The 19,633-nt window shown below is 73.0% G+C and carries 17 protein-coding genes and 1 pseudogene; 11 read left to right on the forward strand and 7 right to left on the reverse strand.

Going from position 1 to position 19,633, the window contains the following annotated elements; genetic code table 11:
* Nucleotides 1-524: 524 nt before the first annotated feature.
* Complete coding sequence (locus tag BU204_RS34650; protein ID WP_075130042.1) at nucleotides 525-1,886, forward strand: NAD-dependent succinate-semialdehyde dehydrogenase; 1,362 nt, start codon at nucleotides 525-527, stop codon at nucleotides 1,884-1,886.
* Here BU204_RS34650 and BU204_RS34655 read toward each other — a convergent pair.
* Nucleotides 1,876-2,748: an alpha/beta fold hydrolase gene (locus BU204_RS34655; RefSeq protein WP_075130043.1), complete on the reverse strand. Its 873-nt coding sequence runs from the start codon at nucleotides 2,746-2,748 to the stop codon at nucleotides 1,876-1,878. The two genes, BU204_RS34650 and BU204_RS34655, sit on opposite strands and share 11 nt — an antisense overlap.
* A 79-nt stretch (nucleotides 2,749-2,827) precedes the next feature.
* Between BU204_RS34655 and BU204_RS34660 the strand changes: the two genes are divergently transcribed.
* Nucleotides 2,828-6,061: a BTAD domain-containing putative transcriptional regulator gene (locus tag BU204_RS34660; protein ID WP_075130044.1), complete on the forward strand. Its 3,234-nt coding sequence runs from the start codon at nucleotides 2,828-2,830 to the stop codon at nucleotides 6,059-6,061.
* On the opposite strand, the gene BU204_RS34665 is transcribed toward BU204_RS34660, so the two are convergent.
* The 3 genes and pseudogenes from BU204_RS34665 to BU204_RS42190 form a co-directional block, all read right to left on the reverse strand.
* Nucleotides 6,036-6,221, reverse strand: coding sequence for a hypothetical protein (locus tag BU204_RS34665; RefSeq protein ID WP_075130045.1), 186 nt, complete (start codon nucleotides 6,219-6,221; stop codon nucleotides 6,036-6,038). The two genes, BU204_RS34660 and BU204_RS34665, sit on opposite strands and share 26 nt — an antisense overlap.
* Before the next feature lie 53 nt (nucleotides 6,222-6,274).
* On the reverse strand, nucleotides 6,275-6,772 hold the full coding sequence (locus BU204_RS42185; RefSeq protein WP_332888611.1) for an NAD-binding protein: 498 nt from the start codon (nucleotides 6,770-6,772) through the stop codon (nucleotides 6,275-6,277).
* Nucleotides 6,758-7,166 (reverse strand): annotated as a pseudogene (locus BU204_RS42190) (NAD(P)-binding domain-containing protein); the annotation flags it as partial. The pseudogene BU204_RS42190 and the gene BU204_RS42185, both read right to left, overlap by 15 nt.
* A 220-nt stretch (nucleotides 7,167-7,386) precedes the next feature.
* Here BU204_RS42190 and BU204_RS34675 point away from each other — a divergent pair.
* The 4 genes from BU204_RS34675 to BU204_RS34690 all read left to right on the forward strand — a co-directional run bounded on the left by BU204_RS34675 (nucleotide 7,387) and on the right by BU204_RS34690 (nucleotide 12,236).
* Complete coding sequence (locus BU204_RS34675) at nucleotides 7,387-8,490, forward strand: endo-1,4-beta-xylanase (protein ID WP_075130046.1); 1,104 nt, start codon at nucleotides 7,387-7,389, stop codon at nucleotides 8,488-8,490.
* A 187-nt stretch (nucleotides 8,491-8,677) separates the two neighbouring features.
* Entirely contained in the window at nucleotides 8,678-9,538 is an 861-nt protein-coding gene (locus tag BU204_RS34680) for a HalD/BesD family halogenase (protein WP_075130047.1), read from the forward strand.
* Between the two features lie 17 nt (nucleotides 9,539-9,555).
* The gene (locus tag BU204_RS41690; protein WP_233160965.1) at nucleotides 9,556-10,458 is read left to right on the forward strand and encodes a class I SAM-dependent methyltransferase; all 903 of its coding nucleotides are present in this window, start codon (nucleotides 9,556-9,558) and stop codon (nucleotides 10,456-10,458) included.
* A complete protein-coding gene (locus BU204_RS34690; protein WP_075130048.1) occupies nucleotides 10,455-12,236 on the forward strand; it encodes a choline/carnitine O-acyltransferase in 1,782 nt (593 codons plus the stop codon). Before BU204_RS41690 ends, BU204_RS34690 begins: the two co-directional genes overlap by 4 nt.
* Nucleotides 12,237-12,250: 14 nt before the next feature.
* Here BU204_RS34690 and BU204_RS34695 read toward each other — a convergent pair whose 3' ends face one another.
* A complete protein-coding gene (locus BU204_RS34695) occupies nucleotides 12,251-13,447 on the reverse strand; it encodes a pyridoxal phosphate-dependent aminotransferase (protein WP_075130049.1) in 1,197 nt (398 codons plus the stop codon).
* Nucleotides 13,448-13,515: 68 nt separating this feature from the next.
* Nucleotides 13,516-14,487, reverse strand: coding sequence for a magnesium transporter CorA family protein (locus BU204_RS34700; protein ID WP_075130050.1), 972 nt, complete (start codon nucleotides 14,485-14,487; stop codon nucleotides 13,516-13,518).
* 72 nt (nucleotides 14,488-14,559) lie between these two features.
* Between BU204_RS34700 and BU204_RS34705 the strand changes: the two genes are divergently transcribed.
* From BU204_RS34705 to BU204_RS34715, 3 genes are read left to right on the forward strand one after another with little or no spacing between them, the layout of a single operon-like run.
* Nucleotides 14,560-14,943, forward strand: coding sequence for an STAS domain-containing protein (locus BU204_RS34705; protein WP_075130051.1), 384 nt, complete (start codon nucleotides 14,560-14,562; stop codon nucleotides 14,941-14,943).
* Nucleotides 14,940-16,823, forward strand: a complete 1,884-nt coding sequence (locus BU204_RS34710) for a PP2C family protein-serine/threonine phosphatase (protein ID WP_083661899.1) — start codon at nucleotides 14,940-14,942, stop codon at nucleotides 16,821-16,823. The genes BU204_RS34705 and BU204_RS34710 overlap by 4 nt, the downstream gene beginning before the upstream one ends.
* Nucleotides 16,820-17,275 carry an ATP-binding protein gene (locus tag BU204_RS34715; protein ID WP_075130052.1) on the forward strand — a complete coding sequence of 152 codons (456 nt, stop codon included), beginning with the start codon at nucleotides 16,820-16,822 and terminating at the stop codon, nucleotides 17,273-17,275. The genes BU204_RS34710 and BU204_RS34715 overlap by 4 nt, the downstream gene beginning before the upstream one ends.
* On the opposite strand, the gene BU204_RS34720 is transcribed toward BU204_RS34715, so the two are convergent.
* Nucleotides 17,246-18,364 carry a cytochrome P450 gene (locus BU204_RS34720; RefSeq protein ID WP_075130053.1) on the reverse strand — a complete coding sequence of 373 codons (1,119 nt, stop codon included), beginning with the start codon at nucleotides 18,362-18,364 and terminating at the stop codon, nucleotides 17,246-17,248. The two genes, BU204_RS34715 and BU204_RS34720, sit on opposite strands and share 30 nt — an antisense overlap.
* A gap of 137 nt (nucleotides 18,365-18,501) precedes the next feature.
* On the opposite strand from BU204_RS34720, the gene BU204_RS34725 reads away from it, so the two are divergent.
* Both BU204_RS34725 and BU204_RS40425 read left to right on the forward strand, forming a co-directional pair.
* Nucleotides 18,502-18,717, forward strand: a complete 216-nt coding sequence (locus BU204_RS34725; RefSeq protein ID WP_075130054.1) for a hypothetical protein — start codon at nucleotides 18,502-18,504, stop codon at nucleotides 18,715-18,717.
* 1 nt (nucleotide 18,718) lies between these two features.
* The gene (locus BU204_RS40425) at nucleotides 18,719-19,597 is read left to right on the forward strand and encodes a hypothetical protein (RefSeq protein ID WP_075130055.1); all 879 of its coding nucleotides are present in this window, start codon (nucleotides 18,719-18,721) and stop codon (nucleotides 19,595-19,597) included.
* The last annotated feature ends 36 nt before the right edge of the window (nucleotides 19,598-19,633 follow it).

Raw genomic sequence — 19,633 nt, forward strand, 5'->3', positions numbered from 1 at the left:
CCACCACCAAGCCGGCACCACCACTCTCACAGTCAGTCCAGACGGAGGACGCGCCCTCGCTCCCGCTCACGCAGCCGCGAAGGGTTCACATGCTCTCGGGAGTTGGGTGCTGTGCGTCCCGGCTTTACTACGGTCGCGGACAGTTCACGTGCCCTCTGGGGGTCCATCCCGCGACGCCCAAGAACCCCAGCCCGAACGTCACACCCCTCCCGGACACCCCAAGCTTTCTAGACCCCCGGGGCTCCCTCGTACAGGCCGTCTCGTAGCTCCGGTCCGACGGTGTCCAGGGTGGCGAAGCCATCGCGCAGCGACGCCGAAGGCGCCCTTGACACCGTTGGAGCGGAGTACGACGCTGCACGGCCGAGGGAGCCGCCCCCAGAGAACTCCGCGCGGTCGCGAACACCCACCTGCTCTTGGGACCCTGGCGTTGACCCTCGCCTGCGAACCGTGTTGTGTATACAGTATTCATGCCAAGCAGTGTCCCGTCAGGCACGGTGCAGCAGAGAACGGAGGCCCGCGCCCCCATGTACACACTCACCAACCCGGCGACCGGCGAACTGGTCGAGGAGATCGAGAACTCCACCGACGACGAGGTCCGGGACGCGATCGAGCGTGTCCACCGCGGGTACGCCGGGTGGCGGCGGCGGACGGTCGAGGAGCGGGCGCGCGTCGTCGCGCGGGCCGCGGAGCTGTTCGCAGAGCGCTCGGACGAGTTGGCCGAGATCATGACGCTCGAGATGGGCAAGCGGATCAACGAGGGCCGCGGCGAGGTCGGCGTCGTCGTCGACATCTTCAACTACTACGCCGAGAACGGGCCGGCCCTGCTCGCCGACGAGCCGCTCCAGCTGGCGAGCGGGCCGGCGGTGATCGTCAAGCAGCCGATCGGGGCGCTGCTCGGGGTCATGCCGTGGAACTTCCCCTGCTACCAGGTCGCCCGGTTCGTGGCACCGAACCTGGTGCTCGGCAACACGATCCTGCTCAAGCACGCCTCGATCTGCCCGCGCTCCGCGGCCGCGATCGAGCGGATCCTGCACGACGCGGGCGTACCCGAGGACGCCTACGTCAACATCTACGCGTCCAGTCGGCAGGTCCCGGCGATCCTGGCCGACCCGCGCATCCAGGGGGTCTCGCTGACCGGCAGCGAGCCGGCCGGCATCTCGGTGGCGACCGAGGCCGGCAAGCACCTGAAGAAGACCGTGCTGGAACTCGGCGGCTCCGACCCGCTGATCGTGCTGGACACCGACGACCTCGACGCGACGGTCAAGGCGACGGCGACGGCCCGGATGCGCAACTGCGGCCAGTCGTGCAACGCACCCAAGCGCATGATCGTCCTGGGCGAGCTCTACGACGACTTCGTCGACCGGATGTCCAAGCACGTCGCGGACTTCTACCAGCCGGGTGACCCGGCCGACCCGGCGACGAAGCTGCCGCCGCTCGCCTCGACCTCGGCCGCCGACGAGGTGGCCGGCCAGATCGAGAAGGCGATCCGCCAGGGCGCCACGCTGCGCGCCGGCGGTCACCGCATCGAGCGACCGGGCGCCTACCTGGAGGCGACCGTGCTCACCGACGTGACACCGGAGATGGACGCCTACTACGAGGAGATCTTCGGACCGGTCGTGACGGTCTTCCGGGCGGAGGACGAACAGGAGGCGATCGACCTCGCCAACGACTCGCCGTTCGGCCTCGGCGCGAGCGTCTGGGGCACCGACCCCGAGCGGCTGCGCCGGGTCGCCGAGCAGCTCGAGGCCGGCATGGTCTACCTGAACCGCGCGGGCGGGTCGGTGGCCGACCTGCCCTTCGGCGGCATCAAGCGCTCGGGCATCGGCAGGGAGCTCGGCGCGGCCGGGATCGAGGAGTTCATGAACCGGAAGGCGATCAGGCTGTAGGGGTCTCCCGCAGCACGGCCACCACCTCCGCCGGCGCCTCCTCGGCCATGAAGTGCCCGCAGGACACCGTGCGGTGGGTGAGCCGCGGTGCCCACGCGCGCCAGAGGGCGGCGGCGTCGTAGCCGAGGGCGGCGCCCCAGTCCTGCGCGAGCACCGTGACCGGCATCCGCAGGCGGTTGCCGGCGTCCCGGTCCGCCCGGTCGTGCTCGACGTCGATCGTGGCCGACGCCCGGTAGTCGGCCACGATCGAGGGCACGGCGCCCCGCGACGCCGCGAGGTACTCCGCGCGGACCTGCGCCGGGATCGCCTCCGGGCGCTGGGTCCAGGCGTCGAGGAAGTGCCCGAAGAACGCGTCGGGCGCGGCCCCGATCAGCTGCTCGGGCAGGCCGGGCGGCTGTGCCATCAGGTAGAGGTGGAAGGCGACCGCCGCGCTCGCGCCGTGCAGCACGTCCCACATGTCCAGGGTGGGCAGCACGTCGAGCGCGGTCAGCCGGGTGACCGCGTCGGGGTGGTCGAGCCCGGCGCGGACGGCCACCAGCGCACCCCGGTCGTGCCCGGCCAGGGCGAACCGCTCGTGCCCGAAGGCGCGGGCGAGCGCGACCACGTCCTCGGCCATCGTCCGCTTGGCGTAGGCCCGCCCGTCCGGGTCGGCCGGCTTGTCGCTGGCGCCGTAGCCCCGCAGGTCGGGGCAGATGACCGTGTGGTCCGCGGCGAGGTCGGCCGCCACGTGCCGCCACATCAGGTGCGTCTGCGGGAAGCCGTGCAGCAGCACGATCGGGGCGCCGGAGCCCCCGACGGCCACGTTGAGCGCGACACCGTCGGCGACGGTGACCCGCTGGTAGTCGAAACCGGTGATCTTCATGGGTCCACCCTGCGACCGCCCGGTCAGCGCCCGGTCAGCGCCCGGTCAGCGCCACTAGAGTGCGAGGCCGGGAGGTGGAGTGGTCTCGTCGGTTCGGTTCGGTGTCCTCGGTCCGCTGGTGGCGCAGGACGCGGGCGCGGCGCTGGACCTGCGGGGTCCCCGGCACCGCGCGGTGCTGGCCAGGCTGCTGGTCGCCCGCGGCCGGGTCGTCCCGGTGGACCGGCTGGTCGCCGACCTGTGGGAGGACCCGCCCGAGGGCGCGGTCGGCGCGCTCCAGACGTTCGTCGCGGCGCTGCGCCGCGCCCTGGAGCCGGACCGCCCACCGCGTGCCCCGGCGCGGCTGCTGGTCACCTCGGGGCCGGGTTACGCCCTGCGGGCCGCCGACGATGGCGTCGACGCCTGGCGGTTCGAGGTGGCCGTGGCCGGCTGCGGAGAGTCGCTGGCAGCGCACCGGGCCGAGGAGGCTCTGACGGCGGCCGAGACCGCGCTCGGCCTGTGGCGCGGCCCCGCCTACGCGGAGTTCGACGACCAGCCGTGGGCCAGGGCGGAGATCGCCCGCCTGGACGAGCTCCGCCTGCTGGCCCTGGAACGCCGCGCGGCGGCCCTGCTCGACCTGGGCCGCGCCGCCGAGGCGGTCCCCGACCTCGAGGCGCACGCCCGGGCACACCCCTGGCGCGAGGAGGCGTGGCGCCTGCTCGCGCTCGCGCTCTACCGCTCCGACCGCCAGGGCGACGCGCTGGCGGCACTGCGCCAGGCCCGCCGGCGCCTGGCCGACGAGCTGGGCGTCGACCCCGGCCAGGCCCTGCGGACGCTGGAGGCCGACATCCTCGCCCAGGCACCGCACCTCGCGGCGCCCGCCCCTGGGCCGGCCCCTGTGCCCGGCTCGGGGCCCGCCCGGCGGGCGCTGGTGGGCCGGGACGCCGAGTTGGCCCAGCTGTTGGCGGCCGCCGAGAACGGGCGAGGGCTGGCGCTGGTCTCCGGGGACGCCGGTGCCGGCAAGACGGCACTCGCCGAGTCCTTCGCCGCCCACCTCGCCACCCGCGGCTGGACGACGGCCTGGGGCGCCAGTCCGGACACCGAGGGGCTGCCGCCGGCCTGGCCCTGGTCCCAGGTCCTCGCCGAACTGCCGCCAGCCCTCACCGACCAGGCCGTATCCGCCCACGGGCCGGCATCCACCGGCCCAGCGGCACCCACCGACGGCGCGGACCCCCTGGTCGCCCGGTTCCACCGCCACCGGGCGGTGGCGGCCCAGCTCGCCGTGGTAGCGCGGCAGGCACCGCTGCTGGTCGTGCTGGACGACCTGCACCGCGCGGGAGACGAGACGTTGGCCCTGCTCGCCTCGGTCGTCGGGGAGCGGGTGCCCGGGGTGCTGGTGGTCGGCACCCATCGCGCGACCGACCTCTCCGCCTCGCTGAGCGAGCTGCTCGGCCGGGTCGCCCGCCTCGACCCCGTCCGCGTGTACCTGGGCGGCCTCGAACCGGACGCCGTGGCGGAGCTGGTGCGCGAGACCACCGGCCGGCCGCCGGACGCGGCCACCGCCGCCGCCGTGCGGCGGCGCAGCGGGGGCAACCCCTTCTTCGTCCGGGAGCTGGCCCGGCTGGTCGAGGCCGAGGGCCCGGCCGGTCTGGTCCGGGTGCCGCCGGGCGTGCGAGACGTCGTCCGGCTGCGGGTCGCTGGACTGCCCGACCCCGCGCGCCAGGTCCTGCGCCAGGCCGCGGTGACCGGCACCGAGCTGGACCTGGAGCTGCACGCCGACCTCGCCGGGCACGACGTCCTGGACGCGGTCGAGGTCGCGGTCCGGCACGGCTTTCTGGTCGAGTACGGGCCGCACCGGTTCCGCTTCGCCCACGCCCTGGTCCGCGACACCGTCTACGAGGAGGTTCCGCCCACCCGGCGCGCCCGCGCCCACGCCGCGGTGGCCGACGCGATCGAGCGGCTGCGCCCCGCCGACGTGGAGGCGCTCGCCCACCACCTCCTGCTGGCCGAGGGACCGGGGACCGCGGCTCGCGCGGCGCGGCACGCACGGGAGGCGGCCGAGCGGGCCGAGCGCCGCTTCGCCCCGCACGAGGCGGCTCGGCTGTGGTCGGCCGCCCTCACCGCGCACGAGGCCGCCGGCGCTGAGGACAGCCGCGAACGGCTCGCGCTGCTGGCAGGGCTGGTGCGGACGCTGGCCCTGACCGGCGGGCTCGACCGGGCCCGCCGGTACCGGGCGGAGGCGGTCGGCCTGGCCGAGGCGGTCGGCGACCCCGAGCTGACCGCGCGGGTCATCACCGGGTTCGACGTCCCGGCGATCTGGACCGACAACGACGACCCGGAGCTCGGCCGGCGCATCGCCCTGGTGGCCGAGCAGACGCTCGCCGCCCTGCCCGGGCCGACCGCCCGCCGCGCGCGGCTGCTGGCCACGATCGCCCTCGAGCTGCGCAGCGCCGGCGGCCAGCGGGCACGAGCCGCGGCGGAGGAGGCCGAGGCCATCGCCAGGGAGCTGGGTGAGCCGGCGTTGCTCGCGTTCGCCCTCAACGCGCGGTTCATGGTCTCGTTCGAACGGGCCGGCCTGGCCGGCGAGCGCGCCAGGATCGGCGCGGAGCTGGTCGAGCTCGCGACCCGGCACGGGTTGGTGACCTTCGAGGTGCTCGGCCACCTGGTCCTCGTCCAGGCGAACGCGGCACTGGCCGACCTCGCCGCCGCCGACCGGCACGCAGCCGCGGCCGACCAGCTGGGTGAGCGGTACCAGATCCCGCTGGTCGGCGTGTTCACCCAGTGGTACCGGGCGCTGCGCTCGGCGGTCACCGGGAGCCGGGCCGAGGCCGTCGCCGCCTACCGGAGCGCCGCGGCCCGGCTTCCCGGGACCGGAATGTCCGGTATGGACAACGGCCTTCTGGAGCTGGCCCTGCTCACTGTGGACGAGTCCGAGGTAGACAACGCCACCTCATTCGGTGCCTACGAGAGCTGGTGCCGACCGGTGCTCCTGCTCGCCGAGAACCGGGTGGACGAGGCCCGCGCACTGACCATTCCGAACTCGCCGCGCGATCTCCTCTTCGAGGCGCGCAGCTGTCTGCATGCGACAGTGGCCGTCCGGCTCGGCGACCGGTCGGCCATGGAGCGGCTGTATGCCGAGCTGCTGCCCGCGGCGGCCGAGCTGGCCGGGGCGGGCAGCGGGTTGCTCAGCCTCGGCCCGGTCGCGCGGCACCTCGGCGACCTGGCCGTCGCGCTTGGACGCCCGGACCGGGCGGCCGAGCACTACCGGCAGGCGCGAGCCGTGGCGGAGCGGGCCGGCGCGGCGGCGGGGGTCAGCGGCGGCGGCGCCCGAAGCTGAAGCCGTTGGCGCGGGACGTACCGATTCCGGCCAGGTGCAGGGAGATGCAGAGCAACCCGGCGATCAGCATCGTCCCTCCGTTGAGGGTGCCGAGCGTGGCGTCGGCGAGGTCGAGGATGAGGGCGAGACCGAAGATGACGGCGGCGATGATGGCGAACACGGCAGCCTCCTTGGGGGGCGGGAGTTGCCGCACAGCAAACGCTATCCCGGCGCTCAGGGCAAGCCTGAGCGGGCGGTTCGGCTCCCCTCGCCCCTGGTGGCCCGGATCACCGCCGCCATGTCCTCCTCCGCGTGCCCCGCTCGCGCCGCGGACCGGAACTGGTCGTGCACCGCGCGGATGAGGCGCTCGTCGAGGCCGGCACCGCGCACGGTGTCCAGGATCAGCTCGGCGTCCTTGACCGCTCCGCCGAGCGCGAAGGCGGGCTCGAAGACCCCCTCGATCATGTTCCGGCCCTTGAGCTGGGCGTAGGCGCTGTCGGCCGGAGCACCGGCGATCGCCTTGAGGAACAGCCTGGGGTCCAGGCCGAGCCGGTCGGCGAGGGCGACGCTCTGGGCGGCCGCGGCGGTGATCGACAGGATCCAGGCGTTGGCGGTGAGCTTGAGCCGGTGGCCGTCGCCGGGCCGCTCGCTCACCCACAGCGTGCGGCTGCCGACGGCGGCGAACACCGGCGCGACCCGCTCCCGCAGCTCCTCCGGTCCGGCCGCGAGCACGGTCAGCGTGCCCTGTTCGGCCGGCTGCCGGGTGCCGAGCACCGGCGCGTCGACGAAACCGACGCCGCGCTCGCCGGCGAGCGCCGCGTAGCGCTCAGTGGCCTCGATGCCGATCGTGCTGGCCTGGACCCAGACCGCGCCGGCGGGGACGGCCGGCAGCCTCGGCCATCACCTCACCCACGGCGGCGTCGTCGAACAGCATGGTGAGCACGACCTCCGCGTCGGCGACCGCGGCGGCCGGGTCCTCAGCGACCACCACCCCGGCCGGGGCGAGCGCGCGGGCCCGCTCGGCGCGCCGGTTCCACGCGGTCGCCACGAGCCCGGCGCGGACGAGGTTGCGGGCCATCCCCGCGCCCATGATCCCCGTGCCGAGCACGGCCACCGTCGTCGTCATGCCGCCCGTTCTACCCCAGAACGCGGGTTCCCGCGCGCGGGCGGATCATTCGGAAAAGTAGCGAAACATGGGTCCGACGGCGGCGGGTTCCTCCGCACGCACCAACCCGGTCCCAGAGCCTTGACCCCCGACGGGAACGGGTTCTACCGTGGCGCTCTGGTATCGGAAAGGGTACCGAAATTTTCGGAGGAGTCACGCCACCGTCGCCGAGGAGCCTCACATGAAGGTGCCCCACGTCGCGGCGGCGGCCGTCCTGGCCGCCGCGACGCTCTACTCCGTCCTCCCCTCCGCCGCCGGATCACCCGGTAGGTCGACGGGAACCGGTGCCCGACCGGTCGAGATCGACCAGCCCCTGCGCGACCTCGCCGGCCGCCGGCTGCTGGTCGGCACGGCCGTCGACCACGCCGCCCTCACCGCGGACCCGGTGTACCGGGAGCGGATCGCCACCGAGTTCTCCTCGGTCACCGCCGAGAACGTGATGAAGTGGGAGTCGGTCGAGCCGGAGCGCGGCGTGCGGGACTACCGGGCCGCCGACGAGCTGGTCGCCGAGGCAAGGCGGAACGGGCAGCGGGTGCGGGGCCACACCCTGGTCTGGCACAACCAGCTCCCGTCCTGGCTCACCACCGGCGTGGAGTCCGGCGAGATCGACGCGACCGAGCTGCGCGGGATCCTGCGCCAGCACATCCTCGACGAGGTCCGCCACTTCCGCGGCCGGATCTACCAGTGGGACGTCGTCAACGAGGTGATCGACGACGAGGGCGAGCTGCGGGACAGCCTGTGGCTGCGCGAGCTGGGACCGGGGTACATCGCCGACGCGTTCCGCTGGGCACACCAGGCGGACCCGCGCACGAAGCTGTTCCTCAACGACTACAACGTGGAGGGCCTGAGCCCCAAGAGCGACGCCTACCACCGCCTGGCCCGCGAGCTGCTGGCCCAGCGGGTTCCGGTGCACGGCTTCGGGGCCCAGGGCCACTACGGCGTCCAGTACGGCTTCCACTCCGCCGCCGAGGTCGCGCAGAACTTCGCCCGCTTCGAGGCACTGGGCCTGGAGACCGCCGTGACCGAGGCCGACGTGCGCATGCCCATGCCGGCGGACACGGTGAAGCTCCAGGCACAGGCGCAGGGTTACAGCGTCCTGCTGCAGGGCTGCCTGCTCAGCCGCCGCTGCACGTCGTTCACCGTCTGGGGCTTCACCGACAAGTACTCCTGGGTCCCCGGGTTCTTCGAGGGCGAGGGCGCGGCGAACCTCCTCGACGAGTCGTTCGCGCCCAAGCCCGCCTACCGGGAGGCCCAGGCCGTTCTGGCGCTCGCCGGGCGCAGATAGGGGGAAAGGGCATCGCGGGGAGACAACCCCCCGGATCTCCCCGCGATGCCGCCCTCCGCCACCTGAGCCCGCAACGCCGCGTGTGGGCCGCGTCACGGTCGGCAGTCGATCGTCCTGTGCCACGATCGAAGCTGTTCATGGCACGTGTGGCCGGCGGCGCAGCCGGCGCGACCGCCGGGAGGGAACCATGGGCACGCGGGGAGCCGCCAGCGTCGAGGAGGTCGTCGACACCGAGCGGTACCCGATCGGCCATCCCGGCGGGCCCGGGTGGCGCGAGGTCGTCGCGCACACCCGTGCCGAGCTCGAGGCGGTCGGCTGCTGTGTCCTGCCCGACTTCGTCCGGCCCGACCTGCGCGAGGAGCTCCGCGACGAGTGCGCGCGCATCGCCCCGCTGGCGCACACCCACGTCGAACGGGTCAACGCCTACAACATCGCGCTGGACACGCCCCTGCCCGAGCGCCACCCGGCGCGCAGGGTGATGGAACGCGGCAACGCCTTCGTCGCCCGTGACCGCATGCCCTCCTCCGCCATCGTCGAGAGGCTCTACACCAGCCCGCTGTTCCAGCGCTTCGTCGCCGACTGCTTCGCGCTGCCCGAGCTGCACGAGCTCGCCGACCCGCTCTCCGGCCTCTGCCTCAACGTGATCACCCCGGGTCGCTCCCACCCGTGGCACTTCGACACGAACGAGTTCACCGTCAGCATGCTCACCCAGCCGGCCGAGGACGGCGGCGTGTTCGAGTACTGCCCGAACATCCGCTCGGCGCAGGCCGAGAACTTCGACGACGTCGCCGCCGTGCTCGACGGGCGGGGTGAGCACCTCGTCCGCCGGCTCGAGCTGCGCCCCGGTGACCTCCAGCTGTTCCGCGGCCGGTTCGCGCTGCACCGGGTGAGCCCGGTCCGGGGCGGGCGCGCCAGGCACACGGCGATCTTCGCCTACAGCGAACGCCCGGGCGTCGTCGGCAGCGCCGAGCGAACCAGACAGCTGTTCGGCCGCGTCCTACCGGTACACACCCGCGAGAGCGTCCGCGGCGACCAACTGCTCGACTGAGGCCAGGGAGAAACCGCGTGCCACTGGACGACACCGGCAAGGCATCCTTCGACCACGTCTACACCGAACCCGACCCCCGGCCCTACTTCCGCGCCCTGCACGCGCTGTCCTACCAGCTCCCGCAGCTGGCCAAGCCCTACTTCGCCCGCCTCCTCGACGAGTACCGCGCCGCCACCGGGAACGCCGACCCCACCGTGCTCGACGTCGGCTGCTCCTACGGCGTGAACGCCGTGCTGTACCGCTGCGACGCCAGCATGGACAAGCTCCACGCCCACTACGCCGACCCGGCCGCCCAGGACCTCGACCGCGACGCCCTGCTGGCACGGGACCGGGCGCTGCTGCGCGACCGCGACCGCGACGGCGACGGCGGCGTCCGGTTCGTCGGCCTGGACACCTCCGCACCTGCCGTGCGCTACGCCAGGGAGGCCGGCTTCCTCGACGACGCGGTCGCCGCGGACCTCGAGCGGGACCCGCCGGACGCCGACCAGAGCGCCCGGCTCGGCCGGGCCGACCTCGTCATCTCGACCGGATGCCTCGGCTACGTCACCGAGGCGACGATCGCTCGGCTCGCCGGGCTGCGCGCCGAGCGACGGCCGTGGATGGCACACTTCGTGCTGCGGATGTTCTCCTACACGTCGATCGCCGAGCGCCTGGCCTCGCTGGGCTACGAGACGGTCGGCGTGCCCGGGGTGTTCCGCCAGCGCCGGTTCGCCTCCGCCGAGGAGCGCGACAGCATCCTCGCCTCCCTGCGGGCGGCCGGGGTGGACCCGTCCGGGGTGGAGACCGAGGGCTGGCTCTGCGCCGAGCTTCACGTGTCGCTGCCCCGGGGCGCCGACCGGTCCGCCGCCGAGCTCGCCACCGCCCTGGGCGGCGTCGCCGAGCAGTCTGTCAGTGTCGACCGATATCAAGGACAACCGTGACCAGTAGCCAGCAGTCGCAGCGGACCTTCGGCAACGAGGAGCACCTTCCCCGCGTGCCCGTGCCCACCCTCGTGGACAGCTGCGAGCGGTTCCTCGACTGGTGTGCCCCCCTGCTCACCGAGGAGCAGCTGGCCCGCACCGAGGCCGCGGTCGCGGCGTTCCTCGCCCCGGACAGCCCCGCGCACGAGCTACAGGCCGCGTTGGAGGAGTACGACAGCCGTCCGGACGTCGCCAGCTGGCTGGAGGAGTTCTGGGCCTACCGCTACCTCGGCCGCCGGGACCGGATCGCGCTCAACGCCAACTTCTTCTTCCTGTTCCACGGCTCCGGGGAGGACCAGGTCGAGCGGGCGGCCGGCCTGGTCGCCGGCGCTGTCGACTACAAGCTGCGGCTCGACGACGAGTCGGTCCCGCCGGTCGTCCAACGTGGACGGCCACTGTCGATGGCCCAGCAACGGTTCCTGTTCGCTACCACCAGGATCCCGGGGGCCACGCAGGACAGCGTGCGTGCGCCGTTCACCGCCGAACACCCCGGCCCGTCCACCGCGCGACACATCGTCGTGTTCTTCCGCGGCACGCCCTTCCGGCTGGACGTGCTGGACAGCGACGGCCGGCCGCACGGCCGCGACGACCTCGCCGCCGCCCTGCGCGCCCTGCTCAAGGGCGACACGCGGCGCGGTGAGCCGGGCACCGAGGTGGGCCACCTGACCACGATGGCCAGGGCCGAGTGGGCGGCGGCCCGCACAGAGCTGCTGGCCGCCGACGCCGGCAACGCCGCGGCGCTGGACGAGCTCGAGAGCGCGTTGTTCTGCCTGTGCCTGGAGGAGACCGTCCCGGCGGACGCCACCCAGGCCGCCGACCAGCTCCTGCACGGCGACAGCGGCAACCGCTGGTTCGACAAGTCGTTCTCGCTGGTCGTGTTCGGCGACGGCACCGCGGGGATCAACGTCGAGCACTGCGGCCTGGACGGCACGACGGTGCTGAGCTTCGTGGACACGCTGCTGGGCGACCGGCCGGCCGCGCGGGCAACGGCGGCGGGCGTGCCGGAGGCCGTGCCGGTGCGGTTCGCCCTCGACGAGGGCCTGCGCGAACGGGTCCGCGCCGCGGCGGCCTCGTTCGCCGGGTTCGCCGCGGCCACCGCGACGTCCACCCTCTCCTTCGACTTCGGCTCCGACCGCGCCAAGCGGCTCGGCATGTCGCCGGACGCCTTCGTGCAGATGGCCTACCAGCTCGCCCACCGCCGGGCCAAGGGCATCACCGGCGCCACCTACGAGTCGATCGCCACCCGGCAGTACCGGCACGGCCGCACCGAGGCGATGCGTGTCGTCACGCCCGAGGTGCTCCACTTCGTGTCCATTATGGACGACCCGGCGGCGGACCGGGTCGCCCGCCGCGCCGCGTTCGAGGCAGCCGCGGCCAAGCACGTCGCCAGGGCGAAGGAGTGCCAGGCCGGCGCGGCACCGGAGCAGCACCTGTGGGAGCTGCTGCTGATCGCCGGACGTCGCGGCGTCACCGAGCCGCTCGACCTCTACACCAGCCCCGGCTGGCTGGTCATGCGCGACGACTACCTGAGCACGAGCTCCGCGCCCTCGGAGAACATCCAGTACTTCGGCTTCGGCTCCACCAGCCCGCAGTGCATCGGCATCGCCTACGTCCTGCTGCCCGACCGCCTCAACATCTACCTCAGCACGCGGGCCGACGTGGCCGAGCAGATGCACCGGTTCGCTCGCGAGCTGGCCGCCGCTCTCGAGGAGCTGGCCGGCCTGCTCGCGAGCGAGTAGCGGGCGCGCCAGGCTCAGGCGGAACGCTCGCCGTTGCGGCGCCGGGCCAGCTCGTCCTCCCACTGGCCCTCCCACTGGCCGCCACCGCCCTCCCACCGGGGCCGGGCGTAGTCGTGGATGCCCTCGACGAGGCGGGCGACGTCGTGCTGCGGGCGCACCACGAAGCGGAGGAACTGGTTGCTCATCCCGAGCTTGTTGCCGCACTCGCGGATGAAGACCTGATGCCGGTTGATCAGGTGGTCGCGCAGCTCGGTGCCGTCGATCCCAGGTCCGAGCTTCGCGAGCAGGAAGTTGCCCTGCGACGGGAAGACGGTGAAGTCGGGCAGCCGGGAGAGCAGCGTGCCCATGCTGTAGCGGTCGCGGGCGAGCAGCCGCAGGCTCTCCCGGTACTCCGCGCCGTGCTCGCGCAGCATGAACACCACCATCTCGGCCAGCGAGTTGATGTTCCACTTGGGCAGGGTCTTGCGCATCTTGCCGGCGAGGGCGGGGTTGGCCACCAGGTAGCCGAACCGGATTCCGTGCAGGCCGAAGTTCTTGCCCAGGCTCTTGAGCACCACGACGTTCGGCCGGATCGCCGCGTCCATCGCCACCGAAGGGTCGCGCTCGGCATCGACGAAGTCGATGAACGACTCGTCCACCACCACCAGGTCCAGGTCGGCCAACTCGTCCATGAACCGGATCACGTCCCGGCGCGGCAGGTAGCCGCCGTCGGGGTTGTTGGGGTTGCAGACGACCGCGACCCGCGAGCCGCGAGCCCGGATGAACCGGACGTACTCCTCGAGGTTCAGCGCGAAGCCGTCCATCTCGCGCAGCAGGAACATGTCGACCCGCTTGCCGGTCTCCATCGGCTGGTCGGTCCACCGGCCGAACGTGGGGACCGGGATCGCGACGCTCTCGGTGAACCAGAGATGGTCCATCCAGGTGATCAGCTCGGTCGACCCGTTGGCCATGGCGATCGTGGCCGGGTTGAGCCCGAGCAGCCGCGACAGCTCGTTGGCGATCTGCGCGGAGTCGCTGGGGTAGAACCGGAGCACGTGCTCCAGGTTCTCCGCCATGGTCGCGAACATCTCCGGCGTGGGGAAGTACGGGTTGCAGGGGATGCAGAAGTCGACCAGCGGTCGTCCCTGGTCGCCCATCCTCCTCGACAGCTCGAACATCGACGGGCTGTGTGCCGTCTGCTGGAACACGTTCGTGCCCACGTTCTGGTGCACCTGATCACTTCTCCGTTTCGCTCGCCCGCCACAGGCGGATACGTAACGGGAGCGGCGACGGTTCAGGCCTACAACCAGTCACGGCGCTTGAACAGTAGGTAGAGACCGCCGCTGAGCAGCAGGATGCTCATCGCGGAGACCCAGAAACCCCACGGCTGGCCCGAGCCGGGGTACGGGACGTTCTGGCCGTAGAACCCGGTGATCGCGGTCGGGACGGCGATGATCGCCGCCCACCCGGTCACCTTCTTCATGATGAGGTTGAGCCGCGTGCTCTGGATGTTCAGCTGGGTCTCACGGATCGTGGTGACCAGGTCGCGAAGTGACTCCGTCCACTCCGAGGCACGGAGCACGTGGTCGTAGACGTCCTGGAAGTACGGCGTGATCGCCTCGTCGACGATGCCGTGCTCCCGGCGCATGAGGGTGTTCACGACCTCGCGCATCGGCAGCACCACCCGGCGCAGCGTGACCAGCGACCGGCGCAGCGTCAGAGCCTGCCGCTGCATGTCGGTGTTGTCCGGTTGCTCGGCGAACACCATGTCCTCGAGGTCCTCGATGTTCCCGTCCAGTGCCTGGACCGCGTCGAAGTGGCTGTCCACCACGTAGTCGAGCAGGCCGTGCACGAGGAAGCCGACACCGCTCGCGGCCAGGTGCTTCGACTCGTCCCACCGGGCCACCACGTCGTCGATGTCCAGCCCCTCGTCCGGACGCACGGTCACCACCGCACGCGGGGTGACGAACACACCGACCTCGTCGGCGGTCAGCTGGCAGCTCTCCGGGTCGAAGCGCACCGCGTAGGCGGTGAGGTAGCAGTGGCTTTCGTACCGGTCGAGCTTGGGGCGCTGGTGGGCGTGCACCGCGTCCTCCATCGCCAGCTCGTGCAGGCCGAGCTCCTCGCCGATCAGCGCGAGGTCGGCCTCGGTGGGGGCACACATGTCGAGCCAGACAGTCGCGCCGTCCTCGGGCAGATAGTCCGAAATGTCCTCCGGAGGGAAGTTCTCGGAGACGAGCTCACCGTGGCGGTAGAGGCGGGTGCGCGGCACGGTCTACGAGCCTACGGTGCCTATCGGCACCTCCGCTGAGCAGGACAGGATCGCGGACGGCAGTATTGCCGCATGGCGGATTCTGATTCGGTCGACCTCACCCCGAGCGTGCTGGAGACCGCGACTGGCTCGGTGGCCCTCGAACAGCAGCACGGCACGGTCGTACTGCGGGTCACCGGAGCGCTCGACCTCGCGCTCGCACCCAAGCTCCAGCAGCAGTTCGACCGAGCGCTGCGATCGGAGCCGGAGCTGGTCGTGATCGACCTCACCGCGGTCGACTTCCTCGCCTCCGCCGGGATGGCGGTGCTGATCACGGCCCACCGTCAGCTCGAGTCGCCGGGACGCGTCCACATCGTCGCCGCGGGACGGATCACCTTACGCCCGATGGAGATCACCCGGCTCACCGACGAACTGGTGGTGTTCCCGACCTTGTCCGCGGCACTGGGCACCGAATGACCACGGGCTCGGTGGCCCGGTTACCGGACGAAACGCCCCACCTGCCCCCGCTCGGCGCCTCGACCGCGCTGCGGGTCGCCGGCGAGGTCCGGCTGGCGGGGGAACGCGCCGGCGGGTTCGGCCCCGCGGCCGCCGCGCTCACCACCGCTCTCCACTCCGCACTCGGCGCGCTCGCCGTCTGGTGCTACACGTGCCGGACCGGCCCCGCCGCCGACGGCTCCCGCGGAGAACCGGTCCTGGTCGCCGAGGCCGGCGCGGGCGAGCTCCGCCGGCTGGTCCCCGCCACCCTGCTGTCGACGAGCCTCGGCAGCGAGCCGGTCGGGGTCCTCGCGTTCGAGCCCGACCGCCTGCCGGACCCCAGCGCCGCCCGTGCGGCCGGCGTCGTCTCGGTCCTGGCGCTGGCCGGAACGATCCCCGACGGACAGTTCGGTGTGCTCGTCCTCTCCGGACAACCGCTCCCGGACACCATCGCGACGCACGCGCGGCCGTTGGCGGCCGCGGTCCGCGTCGCACTGGCCCGCCACCTCGAGACTGGTGCCCACGCCGAACGCGACTACCTGGCCGAGGTGGAGCGGGCGGCCCACGAGCACGCGGCGGAGCTGGAGCGGCTGGGCGAGGCCGTCGAGCACCTCCGCGCGGAGGCGGGCCTGGTCGACACGCTGCACGCGGTCGGCCAACGGCTCACCGCACAGCTGGACATCGACCGCGTGGTGCAGGACGCGACAGACGCCGCGACGCTGGCCACCGGAGCGCACTTCGGCGCCTTCTTCTACAACCTGATCAACCAGTACGGCGAGTCGTACACGCTCTACACGCTCTCCGGGGTGCCGAGGGCGGCCTTCGAACGCTTCCCCATGCCCCGCAACACCGCGGTCTTCGCCCCGACCTTCGACGGCACGGGCACGCTCCGCAGCGACGACATCGTCCGCGACGCCCGCTTCGGCCACAACGCCCCCTACTACGGCATGCCGGAGGGGCACCTGCCGGTACGCAGCTACCTCGCGGTCTCGGTGATCAGCCCGACCAGCAGCGAGGTGCTCGGCGGGTTCTTCTTCGGCCACCCCGAGCCGGGCAGGTTCACCGAGCGGCACGAGTACCTTGCCGAGGGCATCGCGGGCTACGCGGCCATCGCCCTGGACAACGCGCGGCTGTTCGACCGCGAGCGGAACCTGACCGCCGAGCTGTCCCGCAGCATGCTGCCGTCCGTGCCCGACGTCCCCGGGCTCACGGTCTGCACGCGGTACCTGCCCGCCGCCACCGGCAGCAAGGTCGGCGGCGACTGGTTCGACGTGATCCCGCTGCCCGGCGGCGGGACGGCCTTCGTCATCGGCGACGTCGTCGGGCACGGGGTGACCGCGGCGGCGGTCATGGGACAGGTCCGGACCGCGATCCGCTCCTACGCACTGCTCGAGCTCTCCCCCGGCGAGCTGCTGCGCAACGTGTCCCAGCTCGTCGGAGCCCTGCCCGGTCCCGGGTTCGTCACCTGCTTCTACGCGGTGCACGAGCCGGCCGGCGACCAGCTCGTCTACGCCAACGCCGGTCACCTGCCCGCCGCGCTGATCCACCCGGACGGGACCATCGAGCTGGTCGGCGAGGCCCTCGCCCAGCCGCTGGGGCTCGGCAGGGGCTTCCCGGAGGAGCGGACCGCCTTTCCCCCGGGCACCGACCTGGTGCTCTACACCGACGGCCTCGTCGAAAGCCACAGCCGCGACCTCACCGTGGGCCTCGACGCGCTGGTCTCGGCCCTGCCCGCGCTGCGCGCGGGACCGGATGTCGACCAGGCCTGCGACGAGCTGATCGACCGGCTCACCCGCGGCAACCACGACGATGACATCGCGTTCCTGCACGTGCACCGGCTGGACGGAGGTGAGGCGCTGTGAGCGCGTCGACCGACGCGGACTCCCGCGAGATCCACCACCGCATCCCGGCCACGCCCGAGCGCCTGCCCGAGCTGCGCCGCACGCTGAGCCGGTGGGCGGAGGACGTCGGCATGCCGGACGAGCAGCGCGAGGAGCTGACCCTGGCGACCTACGAGGCGATGGCCAATTCGGTGGAGCACGCCTACCTCGACACCCCCGACGGCGTGCTCGACCTGCACGCCAGCTGCGACGAGGCGGGAACGGTCACCGTGACCGTCGCCGACTACGGCACGTGGAAGCCCGAGTCCCCCGGGGACGGCCTGCGCGGGCGAGGGCTTCGCCTGATCAGGGCGCTGACAACCGACTCGGCGGTGACGCGGGACGAGTCCGGCACGACCGTCACGATGACCTGGACCAGGCCCGCCCCCGGATCCGGCGACGAGTCAGCCGGTGACGAGGACCAGGCCCCGTAGCGAGTAGGTGGCGAACTCCTCGTTGAACGACACCCGCGGTGGGGCCGCCATGCGCACGCCCGGGGTGTCGCCGAGCAACGTCGTCAGGAAGATGTCGGCCTCCTGGAGGGCGAGGTGCCGGCCGGGGCACCGGTGCGGCCCCTCGCCGAACGTCAGCCCGTTCGCCGGATCCCCCGCCGCGTCGGCGTTGGCCGCCGCCACCGACACGTCCACGCGGGCGTGCGCCGGGATCACGGTGCCGTCCGGCAGGGCCAACGGTGCGGTGGTCCGCCGCCGCAGCGTGGCGATGGGCGGGTCCAGCCGGGCCAGCTCGTGCAGGATGGCCAGCCGGTCCGGCTCGGCGCCGGCGAGGTAGCGCTCCAGCAGGTCCGGCTCGGCGAACAGGTGCCACGCGGCGACGGTGACGAACTCCCGCGTGGTCACCATCCCCGCGGCCGCGACGGTCAGGCACTCGCCGAGAACCTCCCCCACGCGGGCGCCCTCGCCCAGCAGGTGGGAGACCAGGTCGTCCGCGGGGCGTGCGCGCCGGGCCCGCACCGCCGGCCGGACGTCCGCCGCGTACACCGCCAGCCACAGGTACAGGATGCGCGCGGCCCAGTAGACCCCGCGCGGACTGCCGAACCCCGGCCGCCCCAGCTGCTCGGGGAAGAACCGCTCCAATCGACGCGCGGTGCCCGCCCGGCTCTCGGTCAGCCCGAGAACGGCCTTCGCCACGTCCACCGCGAGCCGCAGGCTCAGCTCGGACAGATCGACACCGCCGGCCCGCCGCAGCACGCCGATCTCGCGCTCGGCGATGCGGTGCATGAGCTCCCGGTACTCGCTCTCGACTCGGCGCGGGGTGAAGAACCGGGCGGTCTGCCGCCGGTACTCGCGGTGCTCCGGCCCGTCCTGGTAGAGCACCGGCCGCCGGAAGGCCGAGGGCAGCTTCGCGACCGTCTCCACGCCAAGACCGGCCTGCAGGGTGTCGGTGGCGCGCAGCACGGCCCGGGCGCCGGGAAGGTCGCTGACCTGCCACACCCCCTGTTCGTCCCGGAACGCGGGGCGTCGGGGCCCCGGCAGGTCCGGACGGGTCCTCCCGCTGGTCCTCATCCCCCCATCCTCCCGGCGGCCGCGGGAAACCGACAGTGCCACGGGAAACCGACAGTGCCACGGAGAACCGACCGACGGTGAGAAGTAGCGCTCACCCGGGATGCGCGCGAGGCGATCGACCCGGAAGGATCGGGGGTATGACCGGGGATGCTCGCGAGCTGGTGCGGGGCTGGCTGGGCGAGGACGCCCACGAGCTGGACGCGTTGTCCGACGCCGACGTCGTGGAGCTGCACGGCGCGCTGGTGGCCGCTCGTCGGCACCAGGGCCGGGCGCTGGCGGCGGCGACCGACGAGGCGTTGCGGCAGATGCCCGCGGTACTGCGCGGCACCGTCCGGCGGATCGTCGAGCACTGACATGGCACCCGACCTCGCCACCCGGGCCGAGCTCGTCAAGCTCGCCCGCGCGCTGCACACCTCGCCCGACCGTGTCGCCTTCGCGGCCTCGCTCGGCCCGGCGGGCATCCGGCGGTTGCGGGAACGGGTCGTCACCGCGCTCTACGACGAGCATCGCGCCGCGTTCCAGCGGGTCGCCGCGATCTCCCGGGTCCTGCCCACACCGTTGAATGTGCGCATCGCGCTGCGGGCGTTCTCGCCGCTGCTGGCCGCGAGGGTCGCCGGCGAGATGGCGCCGGAACGGGCCGCGGAGCTGGCCAACCGGATGCCGATCGAGTACCTCGCCCAGGCCTGCGTCCACCTCGACCCGCGTCGCGCGGTCCCGGTCGTCGCCCGCATCCGGCCCGACCGCGCCGTGGCCGTCGTCCTCGCGCTGGTGGCCCGGGAGGAGTTCATCACGCTGGGCCGGCTGCTCGAGGCGGCGACGGCCCGCATCGTCGAGGACGTGACGAACCGCGTCTCGGACGAGGCCGTGCTGTGGATCGGCTGCTACGCGGAGTCCGACGAACACCTGACCAGGGTCTTCACCGCCCTGCCCGCCGAAAGGGTGCGTGGGGTGGTGCACACGGCGCTCACCGGCCCCGCCGAGCTCCGCCTCGCCGGGCTGGCGATGATCGGCCGGCTGACCGACGACCGGTTCCGGAACCGCGTCGCCGACCACGCGGCGGAGGCCGACGACGACGTGCTGACCCGGATGCTGACCACCGCGGTCGAGGTCGGCGGGCTGACCGAGCTGGCGACCGCGGTGGACGCGATGAGCGAGCCGGCCAGACGACGGGTGCTCGAGCTCCCTGTGCTCGCCGAGCACGAGACGCTTCGCCGGCACCTGCTGGGCAGGTAACGGGACCGTGACAGCGCCCTAGCGTCCCCGCAAAGG

The sequence above is a fragment of the Actinophytocola xanthii genome (assembly GCF_001921205.1).
GTDB lineage: Bacteria > Actinomycetota > Actinomycetes > Mycobacteriales > Pseudonocardiaceae > Actinophytocola > Actinophytocola xanthii.